At 37.0% G+C, this 13,247-nt stretch carries 11 protein-coding genes; all 11 read left to right on the top strand.

Annotated elements, in window-relative coordinates; translation table 11 throughout:
- Window positions 1-44 precede the first annotated feature (44 nt).
- A complete protein-coding gene (locus tag NHH15_RS02950) occupies window positions 45-1,790 on the top strand; it encodes a phosphocholine cytidylyltransferase/choline kinase family protein (RefSeq protein WP_262065154.1) in 1,746 nt (581 codons plus the stop codon).
- A complete protein-coding gene (locus tag NHH15_RS02945; RefSeq protein ID WP_262065153.1) occupies window positions 1,790-2,653 on the top strand; it encodes an NTP transferase domain-containing protein in 864 nt (287 codons plus the stop codon). The genes NHH15_RS02950 and NHH15_RS02945 overlap by 1 nt, the downstream gene beginning before the upstream one ends.
- The gene (locus NHH15_RS02940; RefSeq protein WP_262065152.1) at window positions 2,653-4,179 is read left to right on the top strand and encodes a BCCT family transporter; all 1,527 of its coding nucleotides are present in this window, start codon (window positions 2,653-2,655) and stop codon (window positions 4,177-4,179) included. Before NHH15_RS02945 ends, NHH15_RS02940 begins: the two co-directional genes overlap by 1 nt.
- Before the next feature lie 62 nt (window positions 4,180-4,241).
- Window positions 4,242-5,318 (top strand): dTDP-glucose 4,6-dehydratase, encoded by a 1,077-nt coding sequence (rfbB, locus tag NHH15_RS02935; RefSeq protein ID WP_262065151.1) that lies wholly within the window; start codon window positions 4,242-4,244, stop codon window positions 5,316-5,318.
- Between the two features lie 71 nt (window positions 5,319-5,389).
- The gene (gene rfbC / locus NHH15_RS02930; protein ID WP_262065150.1) at window positions 5,390-5,938 is read left to right on the top strand and encodes a dTDP-4-dehydrorhamnose 3,5-epimerase; all 549 of its coding nucleotides are present in this window, start codon (window positions 5,390-5,392) and stop codon (window positions 5,936-5,938) included.
- An 11-nt stretch (window positions 5,939-5,949) separates the two neighbouring features.
- The gene (locus tag NHH15_RS02925) at window positions 5,950-6,726 is read left to right on the top strand and encodes an ABC transporter permease (protein WP_262065149.1); all 777 of its coding nucleotides are present in this window, start codon (window positions 5,950-5,952) and stop codon (window positions 6,724-6,726) included.
- Between the two features lie 8 nt (window positions 6,727-6,734).
- Window positions 6,735-7,469, top strand: a complete 735-nt coding sequence (locus tag NHH15_RS02920) for an ABC transporter ATP-binding protein (RefSeq protein WP_262065148.1) — start codon at window positions 6,735-6,737, stop codon at window positions 7,467-7,469.
- Window positions 7,470-7,483: 14 nt separating this feature from the next.
- On the top strand, window positions 7,484-8,080 hold the full coding sequence (locus NHH15_RS02915) for a hypothetical protein (RefSeq protein WP_262065147.1): 597 nt from the start codon (window positions 7,484-7,486) through the stop codon (window positions 8,078-8,080).
- Between the two features lie 16 nt (window positions 8,081-8,096).
- Entirely contained in the window at window positions 8,097-10,586 is a 2,490-nt protein-coding gene (locus NHH15_RS02910; protein WP_262065146.1) for a glycosyltransferase family 2 protein, read from the top strand.
- Between the two features lie 18 nt (window positions 10,587-10,604).
- Window positions 10,605-12,164 (top strand): glycosyltransferase family 2 protein, encoded by a 1,560-nt coding sequence (locus tag NHH15_RS02905; RefSeq protein WP_262065145.1) that lies wholly within the window; start codon window positions 10,605-10,607, stop codon window positions 12,162-12,164.
- Entirely contained in the window at window positions 12,165-13,124 is a 960-nt protein-coding gene (locus NHH15_RS02900) for a glycosyltransferase family 2 protein (protein ID WP_262065144.1), read from the top strand. It begins immediately after the preceding gene.
- Window positions 13,125-13,247: the final 123 nt, after the last annotated feature.

Genomic DNA, 13,247 nt, shown 5'->3' with positions numbered 1-13,247 from the left:
AAGATATACTTTATTTGTTCACTAAAATAAGAGAGGTAAAATTCATGAACATTCAAGAGTATGATATTTTGAACGAGCTCCAACGTAAAGAAGGACAAAAGCAAAGAGAGTTGGCAAAGAGTACAAAGTATTCTTTGGGAAAGGTAAACAGTTCTGTGAAGATGCTGCTGGAAGAAGGATATATTACGAAAGATATGAAACTCACTTCAAAAGCTGAAAAGGAGTTTGAGGTGAAAAGGCCAGAGAATGCGATTATTTTAGCGGCTGGATTTGGACTTCGTACGATTCCTCTTAACCTGGAAATTCCGAAAGGATTAGTAGAGGTGAAAGGGGAAGCCCTGATTGAGCGCCTAATCAAGCAGCTTCATGAGGCTGGAGTTTACAAAATCGATATTGTTGTTGGCTTTATGAAGGAACAATATGAATTTTTGATTGATGAGTATGGTGTAAATCTAATCTACAATGAAGAGTATAAAAGAAAAAATAATCTTTATTCTTTGAAAATGGTAGAAGATAAAATCAACAATACATACATCTTGCCTTGTGATGTTTGGTGCAGGGACAATCCTTTTAGTGAAAGGGAACTCTACTCCTGGTACATGATTACACAAAGAATGACGAGAGATACCTTCTTCCGGTTGAATCGAAAAATGGAGCTGGTGAGAATAAAAGAGCCAGAAATGGGAAATGAAATGATAGGAATTTCCTATATTTTACCCGAAGAGGCAAAGTTGATTCGAAAGAATATAAGTAAATTTACAGAGGATTCTTTCTATGACAATGCTTATTGGGAAGAAACACTTTTTGAGAATAGCAAAATGCGAATTCAGCCAAGAATAATTCCAGACAACGATGTGCACGAAATTAATTATTATGAACAGTTACGTGAAATTGACGATAACTCAAAACACCTAAGCACAGAAGCGATTCAAAAGATTACAGAAGTATTTGATTGTACAACAGATGACATTGTGGAAGTCGATGTGGTCAAACGTGGAATGACAAATCGCTCTTTTCTCTTCAGTGTAAGAGGTGAACGCTACATTATGCGAATTGCCGGCGAGGGAAGTAATTTAATTGTGAATCGGTATCAGGAGTATGAGGTCTATCAGAAAATCAAAGAATATGATTTTTGCGATCCGGTCATTTATATGTCACCGGACGAGGGGTACAAAATCACGCGGTTTATTGAAGGAGTTCGACAGTGTGAAGGTGATAATGAAGAGGATTTAAAACGTGGAATGGAAACAGTAAGAAATTTCCACGAAAAGAAGCTTCAGGTTGAACATTTCTTTGATTTCAAAGAGAAAATCAACTATTATGAATCACTGTGGCAAGGAACACCCTCCGTTTTCCGAGACTATCATGAGACAAAAGAAAAGGTCTTTGAGCTTATAGATTATGTGAATACATTAGAGCGCCCTATTGCGTTAACTCACATGGATGCAGTTGTAGACAATCTGCTTATGACGGAGGATAAAGTTTATTTGATTGATTGGGAGTATGCAGCAATGCAGGATGTCCATGTTGACTTGGCAATGTTTGCAATTCTAATCAGTTATACCAGAGAAGAAGCAGATCATCTGATGGACATTTACTTTCAGGGAAATGTGACAGAAGAGATCCGCATAAAGATTTACGCCTATATGGCAATCTGTGGATTCCTCTGGAGCAATTGGTGTGAATTTAAGCGTATTGAGGGGACAGAGTTTGGAGATTATAATCTGGAACAGTATAGATATGCAAAGAAATATTATAAAATCGTAAAAGAATATCTGGAGGAAAAGTAATGAACGGTCTCATAATGGCGGCTGGAACTTCCAGCCGTATGGCACCTTTATCCTACGAATGTCCAAAAGCTTTACTGGAAATCAGAGGAGAAATACTGATTGAACGGCAAATCAGGCAAATGCAGGCAGGGAATATCAAAGAAATTGTTGTGGTTATTGGTTATAAAAAAGAGCTGTTTTATTATCTGAAAGAAAAATTTGGAGTGATATTAATTGACAACCCAGATTATGAGCGTTTGAATAATTATTCAACTCTTTATCATGGAAGAGACTACATACAGAATACATACATCTCCTGTGGTGATTACTATTTTGTGGAGAATCCTTTCATAGAAAAAAGAGAAAATAGTTGTTATGCGTTGGAATATTCTTTGGGAGAAACAGATGAGTGGTGTGTTGATATGGATGCATCAGGCTGTATTAAGCAAGTTGCAATTGGCGGAAAAAATCAGTGGTTTATGAAAGGCTGGATATACTTCACGGAAGACTTTTCGAAAAAACTGATGGGATACATTATTTCTGTTTATAAAGAGGGAATAGAAACGGATATTTACTGGGAAGATATTTATATTCGACATATCGATGAGCTTATGCTCTATGGAACCTGTTATGAGAAAGATGAGATTTTGGAATTTGATTCTTTGGAGGATTTAAGAGCAAAAGAGCCCTCATATATCAAAGATTCCAGAAGCAGAATTTTAAAATCAATCGCAGATAGTCTTCATTGCAGCGAAGATAAAATCATTAATATTATTCCTGTGAAGAAAAATCAAGAATCAATCGGATTCGAATTTAAAGCATTAAACAATTATTATTCATACATTTACGAAGAAAAAAAGTTGTGTAAGAAGGAGACAGTATAATGGATAAGAAAAAAAAGAAAATTGGACTGCTGGGTGAAATTGATCTTATGATTTTAGTTGTTCCTACCATATTAGTAGCAGTATTATGCTTTTTATTTATGGGGTATCCAGAAGCATCCACGAAAGTACTCAATGGAGTACGAGCCTTTTTAGGAGGGGAAATGGGTGTATTCTATATGCTTCTGGGGATTGGAAGTCTAGTCTGTGCTATGTATATGGCCTTTTCCAAATATGGAAAAATCAGGCTGGGAAATCTGGACAAGCCACAATTTCCAGGATTTAAATGGGGGATGATGATTTTTACATCAACTATGGCTGCGGATATTTTATTTTATTCCCTATGTGAATGGGCTCTTTACGCAAATGAATCTCATATAGAAATGATGGGTGGAATGCAAAAATGGGCTCCTACTTATGCGCTTTTTCACTGGGGACCTACTGCATGGAGCTTTTACATTGTATTAGCAGTGGCATTTGGGTTTATGCTTCATATACGTGGAAAAAACAAGCAGAAGTTTTCGGAAGCTTGTCGTCCTATTTTGGGGGATAAAGTAGATGGTATTCTTGGAAAAGCCATTGACTTGTTCGCAGTGTTTGCACTTTTAGCAGGAACGGCTACAACCTTTTCCCTTGCCACACCTCTTTTAGCGCGTGCCTTAGCCCGGGTTTTCAAGATCCCTGCATCTATTGCTTTGACGATTATTGTATTGCTTGCAATTGCAGCGATTTACACAATTACCGTATGGTTTGGAATGAAGGCAATTTCAAGATTAGCAGCACTATGTGGATATATCTTTTTCCTTCTTTTAGCTTATGTGTTTTTTGGAGGGGGAGAAGGCCGTTATATCGTGGAAACAGGCGTGTCATCTCTTGGAAATATGCTTCAGAACTTTATTTCTCTGTCCACATGGATGGATCCACTAAGAGAAACTTCTTTTGTGGAAAACTGGACGATTTTTTACTGGGCTTACTGGTTGGTTTGGTGCGTGGCAACGCCATTTTTCATTGGAAGCATCAGCAAAGGAAGAACCATTAAGAATGTTGTTCTTGGTGGGTTTGGATGGGGGCTTGCAGGAACCTATACGTCTTTTATAATTTTAGGAAATTATAGTCTGTCGCAGCAAATGAAGGGTGCCATTGATATGGCAGGAGATATTGCAAAGGGAGGAGAAGTTCAGGACTCGATTATACAGGTTTTTGAGACTCTGCCTGTAACGGAGGTTGGACTAATTCTTTTGGTGGTTGCTATGGTGGCGTTTTACGCAACCACATTTGATGCATTAACCATGGTAGTTTCTTTCTATTCCTATAAACAATTGACAGTTGGAAAGGAACCAGATAAACGGATTAAAACATTTTGGTCCTTGTTATTTATTTTGTTCCCAATTGTTCTGATATTTTTAGGTGAATCCATGGCATCATTACAGTCTGTAACGATTATTGCGGCCTTGCCAGTTGGTATTATTTTGATTTTGATTGTGGCTAGTTTCTTTAAAGATGCCAGTAAATATCTGAAAGAAAAATAATTCTTATAGCAAAACCTTGAAAACTTTGATATAATGTCAAGGAATAAATTTGGAGGTGTTCTATGAGAACTTATTTGGTAACAGGAGGAGCAGGATTCATTGGCTCAAACTACATTCATTATATGTTTCGTAAATACAACGAGGAGATTCGTATCATTAATGTAGATAAGTTGACCTATGCAGGTAATCTGGAAAACTTAAAAAGCGTAGAGGACAGAGAAAACTATACGTTCATAAAAGCGGATATTTGTGATGCAGAAGCAATCAATAAAATATTTGAAGAAAACGACATTGACAGGGTGGTACATTTTGCAGCAGAAAGTCATGTGGACAGAAGTATCAAAAACCCGGATGTATTTGTAAAAACTAATGTGTTAGGAACTTTGGTTATGCTAAATGCAGCAAAAGCTTCCTGGGAGATTGGGGATAATATATACAAAGAAGGAAAGAAATTTTTACATGTATCAACAGATGAGGTATATGGCTCATTAGAGGATGATGGAAGCTTTTTCTATGAAGATACCCCTTATGATCCCCATAGTCCTTATTCGGCAAGCAAGGCATCATCAGACATGCTTGTAAAATCATATATGGATACATATAAGTTTCCGGCGAACATTACGAACACAAGTAATAACTATGGACCGTACCAGTTTCCGGAAAAATTAATTCCGCTGATTATTAACAATGCGTTAAAGGGAAAGAATCTTCCTGTTTATGGAGATGGAAAAAATGTAAGAGACTGGTTGTATGTAGAAGACCATGCAAAAGGTATTGATATGGTTCAGGAGCAGGGACGTCTGTTTGAAACTTATAATATCGGTGGTCACAACGAAAAACAAAACATTCAAATCATTCACATTATTTTAGATACGCTAAATGAAATGCTGGATGAAAATGATCCGAGAAGAGCAAATGTAAGCGAGAAGCTGATTACTTATGTAGAGGATCGAAAAGGTCACGACAGACGCTATGCAATTGCGCCAGATAAAATCAAGAAAGAAATTGGCTGGTATCCGGAAACTAAATTTGAAGATGGAATCAAAAAGACAATTCAGTGGTTTTTTGAAAATGAGGACTGGATGGAAAATATAACCAGTGGTGATTATCAGAAATATTATGAAGAGATGTACGAATAAAGTGAAGGGTTGTTGCAAAAGCATTTTGCAACAGCTCTGTTTGTGTTTTGAAGAATTTGCAGGAGGACGAAATGGGTAAAATACAAGTTGAGACATGTGAAATAGAAGGATTAAAGGTGCTTACACCGGCTGTGTTCGGTGATAACAGAGGCTATTTCATGGAGACATATAACTATAATGACTTTAAAGAGGCTGGAATTGATCTGGAATTTGTTCAAGATAATCAATCAAGCTCAACGAGAGGAGTTCTAAGAGGACTTCATTATCAGATCAACCACCCACAGGATAAGGTGGTGCGTGTAGTAAGTGGAGAAGTGTTTGATGTTGCGGTAGATTTACGGACAGATTCAAAAACCTATGGACAATGGTTTGGAGTGGTACTGTCGGCAGAAAATAAGAAGCAGTTTTTTATTCCAAAGGGTTTTGCCCATGGCTTCTTAGTTTTATCCGATACCGCAGAATTTGCTTATAAATGTTCGGACTTCTATCATCCAAATGATGAGGGGGGTCTAATCTATAATGATCCAGACATTGGCATTGACTGGCCGTACCAGGAAGGTGTAGAATTAAACATCTCGGACAAGGATCAGAAATGGTCAAAACTTAAGGACTTGAAATAATTGGAGGAAACATGTCGGTTTATATACAGAATTTTTTAAAGTTTAGACCGCTGCTCAATGAGTTGGTGGCAAGAGATATAAAGATTAAATATAGAAGGTCTGTTTTAGGTGTACTTTGGACATTGTTAAACCCATTGTTTATGATGATTATTCTATCAGTGGTTTTTTCCAATATTTTTCGCTTTGAAATCGAGAATTACCCCTTATACATCTTAAGTGGTCAGGTGGTATTCAACTTCTTTTCAGATGCAACGAATGGAGCAATGACATCAATCATTAATAGTGGACCATTGATTAAGAAGGTGTATGTACCTAAATATTTATTTGTAATTTCCAGAATCTTTTCCAGCTTTATTAACTTAATGGCATCCTTTACGGCTCTTTTGCTTGTAATGGTGGCAACAAGGTCAGAATTGCATTGGAGTGTTTTGTTAGTTCCGGTTCCCTTACTGTTTCTTGTTGTTTTATCCACGGGAGTTGGTTTGATTCTATCTGCAATTACAGTGAAGTTCAGGGATATCGTACATTTGTATGGTGTTTTTACAACAGCTCTTATGTACCTGACACCAGTCATCTATCCAATTACACAGTTGCCAGAGTGGCTGAGAAAATTGGTGGAGTTAAATCCATTAACCAATATTTTAAGTATGGTAAGAGATGTAATGATTTACAATCATATATTTAGTCCCATGTCTGTAATAATCGCAATTGTTGAGTCTTTTGTTATGCTTGTATTGGGGCTGTATGTATTTTATAAAAAGCAAGATTCATTTATTCTAAGTATATAGGAGTTCATATGAATGATAATTTAGCGGTGAAGGTTGAACACGTATCCATGAAGTTCAACATGTCATCAGAACGTTTTGATAATTTTAAAGAGTATGTAATAAAAACCTTAAAAAGACAAGTGTCATATAATGAATTCTGGGCGCTCAAGGATATATCCTTTGAAGTAAATAAAGGTGATTCAGTGGGATTGGTCGGTTTAAATGGAAGTGGGAAAAGTACACTTCTAAAGACAATAGCCGGTGTACTTAAGCCTACAAAAGGAAGCGTGGCGGTATACGGTACAGTTGCGCCATTGATTGAGCTTGGTGCAGGGTTTGATTATGATTTGACAGCAGATGAGAATATCTATCTGAATGGTGCGCTGTTAGGGCACAGCCGTAAAGAGATGGGAGAGTACTACAAGGATATTGTGGAGTTTTCAGAGCTTTCAGAATTCATGAACGTACCCATTAAAAACTTTTCATCTGGTATGGTTTCCAGATTGGCTTTTGCAATTGCTACGATTGGAACACCAGACATATTGATTGTTGATGAGGTGCTTTCTGTAGGAGACTTTCGTTTTCAGCAAAAATGTGTGGAACGAATCCAGGCAATGATGGATGCAGGGACAACGATTCTATTTGTATCTCATAGTATTGAGCAAGTTCAATCCATCTGCAATAAAATTGTATGGCTGGAAAAAGGAAACATGGTGAAATACGGAGACGCAAAGGAAATAGCCAAAGAATATCAAAATACATAGCAAAGAGGAAATCGATGAAAAGATTAAAGATACTTATATTACTGATAGCTGCTGTTATATTTAGCTTTTTCTACGCACATATCGAAAAGAAGCATGCAGTTTATAATGATAATCTAGAGGAAAACACATTTCTTACAACGGGTGTATTGTCTGGACAGATGGAACAAACATTTATATCTAAGGAAGACGCCATAGATGGGGTTAGCGTTAAGCTTCAACATGTGGGAGATGTTTCGAAAACTACGATACACTTCACCCTTCTTGATACAGAAAGTGGAGATGTATTAGGAGAAAATACATTAAAGGGAATCGATACGGAGAATAATAAGTTTAATAAAATTCCCTTTTCGTCTATTAAGGGAGTGAAAGGCAGAAATTTAACCTTAGTGATACGTGGGGAAAATGAGGATGACAAAAATGGACTTTCTTTTGTTTATCATACGCAACAAGAAGAAAATACAACCTTTATATTAGGAGAAGAGAAGATTGAGGGAACTTTGTTTTTAAGAACGTTAGTGAAGATGTTTGATATCGAAACGTTTGTAATCCTCCTTGTATTTATTGCATACATTGTAGGGTTCATGAGTTTTCTTTACAAGCTCTTTAAATAAGAGGAGGATATTGAAATTGGGAATTAAGCATTATATTGATAAAAAAAGATATAAGAACCTTCCAGACAAACAGCTGTTTATTGTTCGGGGATGGTGTTTTGATTCAGAGGGAGAAGAGGTAACATTTGTTGCCCGCGTGAACCAGAAGAAACGGGTATTTAAACTCAAGACAAGCAACCGTTCGGATGTAAAAAAGAAGTTTGAAAAAAAATACAAGCCAGATTTGAAGTGTGGATTTCATATTACAGTGGAGTTACCAAAGGATATAGAGCCAACAGAATTTGAATTGATTGCAAGGACAGAAGTGGAAGCAAAAACAATTCTAAAGCTGAATGAGAGAGGCCTAAACAAGCTGGAAGATAAAAAATCAATTACCTATGCAATTGACTTTGTAAGTGTGAATGAGGACGTTGCAAAGATTAGAGGATGGGCTGTCTCTTATGAAACAAATGATCCTTTGAATTTGGCAATTGTAGACCAGTCGAAGAAAAAGCAGGATATCCGCTTGGCAAGACAGAGCCGGAAAGATCTGGTAAAGCTGGGAATCATTGAAGAGGCACAAGTGGAATGCGGCTTTGAAATTGATGTTAACTATATACATGGAGAAAGTGTAATTCTCATACTGTCAGATGGAGTAGAACATACAAAAGTAAGCTTTGATCCAGATAAGATTGACAAAAAGAATCAATATTTGACCAAGGTTGGTATGGTTAAAACGGTTGTAAAGAAAGTCAATGCAGCCAATGTGAAAAAAGGAATTGTCCAACTGCAGAATCACGGTTTTAAAGGCTTTAAGGAATATTTGATTAATCGAATCAATCATGGAGGGAAACCTTATGAGTTATGGTTCGAAGAGAACAAGGCTACAAAAGATGAGTTAGAGAAACAGGCAAAGAAAGAATTTGAGTATGCACCACTGATTAGTGTGGTAACGCCAACCTATAAGACGCCCCAGAGCTTCTTAAGGAAGATGATAGACTCTGTTATAAATCAGTCCTATAGTAACTGGGAGTTGTGCATTGCAGATGGAAGCGGTGGAGATGCTGTTGTAGAGGCAGAATTGAAAGCTTATGCAGAGAAAGACAGCCGGATCAAGTATAAAATTTTAGAGGAAAACTTAGGGATTGCGGATAATACAAATGAAGCAATAACTCTTGCCACAGGAGAATACATAGGTCTCTTTGATCACGATGACGAATTAGCACCAAATGCACTTTACGAAGTGGTCAAGGCTTTGCAAAAAGAGAAATATGATATTTTATATACGGATGAAGATAAAATCAGAGGTGAGAAAGAAATCCATGAAGATCCGAACTTTAAGCCTGATTTCAGCCCGGATTTGTTTACCTCTCATAACTATATTACCCATTTCTTTGTTGTAAAGCATGAGATAGTCAAAGAGATAGGTGGGTTCAGAAAGGAATTTGACGGGTCACAGGATTATGATTTAATGTTCCGCTGCATTGAAAAGGCAAAAAGCATCAAACATATTCCGAAAATTTTATACCATTGGAGAATTCATGAGAATTCTGTTGCAGGAGATCCATCCAGTAAGATGTATGCTTATACGGCAGGACAAAAGTCGATTGAGGAGCATTTGAAACGGGTTGGTGTAGATGCAGAAGTAGAGATGATGGATTTATGGGGAATGTATCACGTAAAGTATAAAATCAAAGGAGACCCATTGGTGTCGGTTATTATACCAAACAAGGATCATAGGGAGGACTTGAAGCGCTGTTTGGATTCTATTTTTGCAAAAAGTGTTTATAAAAATCTGGAAATCATTATTGTGGAGAACAACAGTGAAGAGAAGGAAACCTTTGCTTATTACAAGGAGCTTGAAGAGAAACACAAAGAAGTAAAGGTGGTTACGTGGAAAGAAGGATTTAATTATTCAGCGATTAACAACTTTGGTGTTGAACATTCATCAGGAGAATATCTTTTGTTTTTAAATAATGATACAGAGCTTATTAGTCCAGAAGGTATTAGTGAACTTTTGGGATGCTGTATGAGAGAAGATGTTGGCGCAGTTGGAGCAAAGCTATTATACGAAGATGAAACGGTACAGCACGCAGGAGTAGTCATTGGTTTTGGCGGATATGCAGGTCATGTAAATACAGAAATTGGAAGAAATGACTATGGATACATGGTTCGCGCAAGAATTAACGGGAACTACAGTGCCGTCACAGCGGCCTGCTTGATGACCAAGAGAGCAATATTTGAAGAAATAGGTGGGTTTGACCCAATCTTTGAGGTGGCAGGTAATGATGTAGACTTATGCCTGCGAATCCGTGAGCTTGATAAGTACATTGTGTTCAATGCATTCTCGGAATGGTTCCATTATGAATCTAAATCCAGAGGATATGAGAACACATTAGAAAAAATGAAACGGTTTGATGAAGAAGTTAACAAATTCAGAGAACGCTGGGATAAAATTCTGAAAGACGGAGATCCCTTCTATAATAAAAACTTTGCAATTCATCAGGCACCTTATACACTCCCATAAAGGTAAAGGTAGGTTGTTTTGAAAAAAGCAGTTCAATATTTAAAAAAGTATGGAATAAAACCTCTTTTAATCAAGGGGCTGGATAAAGTATATCAAAGAGGATTCGATTATTCGAGTTTTTACGAGAAACAAAAAGCAGGGGAAGAAACGCTTCAAAGTCAAAGAGAAGCGTCTCTTTCCCTTGTTCCGTTGATTAGCATTTTAGTACCAGTGTATGACGCACCTAATAAATATTTAGAGGAAATGCTTAAATCTGTGGAAAATCAATCCTATGAAAACTGGGAATTATGCATTGCGAACGGTAATCCTGGGAACAAAGAAAATAAGAGCATCATTGAGAAGTTTACGGATCATCGCATACGTGTTGTGGAGCTGGAAGAAAACAAAGGAATATCAGAAAATACAAACCATGCGCTTTCTATGGCACAAGGAGAATTCATAGGGCTTTTGGATCATGATGATGTTTTGGCACCGAATGCATTATTTGAATACGTGAAATTATTGAACGAAGACCCTTCTCTGGATATGATTTATTCTGATGAAGATAAAATAAAAGAAATGGATGAAGAGCACTTTCTTCCAAACTTTAAACCGGAATTCAACTTGGATTTACTACGTTCCAACAATTACATCACCCATTTTTTAGTAGTGCGAAGAGAGCTTGCTTTGAAAGTGGGCGGATTTCATAGTGATTATGATGGTGCTCAGGATCATGATTTTCTGTTTCGCTGCATTGAGAACACAAATAAAATCAAACACATTGACAAAGTGCTGTATCATTGGCGAGTGCATGAGAACTCTACTGCAGATAATCCCTATAGTAAAACATATGCGTATGATAGTGGTGTAAAGGCAATCTCAGATCATCTTACTCGCTGGGGAGATGCCGGGAAGGTGTCTAAGACAAATAATCCGGGATTCTACCATATTGACTATGAAAAGAAAGGAAACCCAAAAGTACTTGCACTGGTAAAGGGAGATTTTTCTTATTTTAAGTCTCATACAGATTATGATAATGTGACCTTTTGTTCGCGTAAAGAGGTACGGGATAAGGACTGTGAATTTATGGTTTTTCTGGAAGAGGGAATGGTAATCAAAGATTCCAAGTGGCTGGATAAGCTGGTGGCTTCTGGGATGCGCAGGGATGTAGGAATGGTTGGAGTGAAATTGGTTGACAGAAAAGGGCGCTATCAACATGCCGGTATTTTTGCTGGAGAAGGTGATGTGAAGTATATTTTTCAGGGAATGCCAAGAATACTAACTGGATATATGCACCGAGGTGACTTGTTTTCGGAGGTATCAGCCGTTTCTTTAAAGGGAGCGTTAATCAAAAAGCAAGCATTTGATTTGACTGGTGGATTTCTAAAGGGTCTTTCTGAAGAGGAGAGAAGCGTGGATTTGGCTTTTCGGATACGAGAACAAGGCTATCGCATTGTGTATAACTCAGATGTGATGATTCAAAGAAAAAAAGGCTTGCCAGATTTTTCGGAGACTTCCAAAGAAAAACTATCAAAAATCCATAAGGAAAGAATGAAGAAAAGGGATCCATATTACTATTATAATCCAAAGGAGGCGTAAATGAAGGAAGTAACAATCGTAATTCCGAATTACAACGGAATCAAATTTCTAAATCATTGCTTGTCTTCGATTCAAGAGAAAAACACTCTGGACGTAGACGTGATTATTGTAGACAATGCCTCGGAGGATGGAAGCATTCAAGAGGCAAGAAGAGAATATCCTCATTATGAATACATACTATTGGATAAGAATTACGGCTTTTCCAGAGCTGTAAATGAAGGGATTAAAAGGGCAAAAACCCCTTACGTTCTTCTGTTAAACAATGACACTGAAATTGAATATGGGTTTGTGGAAGAGCTTCTTTCTTCTATTAAGAAAAATGACAAGGTGTTTTCAGTAGAAGCTTTGATGATTCAATATAACAATCGAAATAAGGTAGATAGTGCCGGTACTTTTTACAATGCAATGGGGTGGGCTTATGCGAGAGGCAGAGACAAAGATGTAGAAAACTATAGGACGGAAATCAATACATTTGCAGCTTGTGCAGGAGCAGCCATCTACCGAAGAGAGGTTTTTAAAAAGATTGGTCTTTTTGATGAGAGCTTTTTTGCATATTTGGAAGATATTGATGTTGGATATCGAGGCAGAATAGCGGGTTATAAAAACAAGGTTGAGCCTAAAGCAAGGGTTTATCACATTGGAAGCGGCTCAAGTGGATCCAGATATAACCTTTTTAAGATTGGTTATTCCTCAAGGAATAATATCTATTTGATATATAAGAATATGCCAACTTTGCAAATAATTTTGAACCTTCCCTTTTTGCTGATTGGATTTGGGATAAAGTATGTATTTTTTGTGAAAAAAGGATTTGGAAAAGAGTATTTTAAAGGATTAATCAGTGGTTTTAAATATTCTTATAAAGTACGGAAAACAAAGGTCAGGAAAGAAAACATCAAAAATTATATTCTGATTCAAATGGAACTTTGGGTTAATATTTTTCGGAAGTTCCTTTCGAAATAGAGGTCTTCAACCTTGCAGTACATGGAAAAATATTGTATTATAGTTTAGATAGTTGTAACAATATTGTAACAATTGTTAATAATCAGTTGAATACGAGGCAGACATATGTATCGGTCTACTCGT

Source organism: Aequitasia blattaphilus, assembly GCF_024721305.1.
Lineage (GTDB): Bacteria > Bacillota > Clostridia > Lachnospirales > Lachnospiraceae > Aequitasia > Aequitasia blattaphila.
The sequence above is the reverse complement of the archived record's forward strand: the minus strand, read 5'-3'. Positions and strand labels throughout refer to the sequence as shown.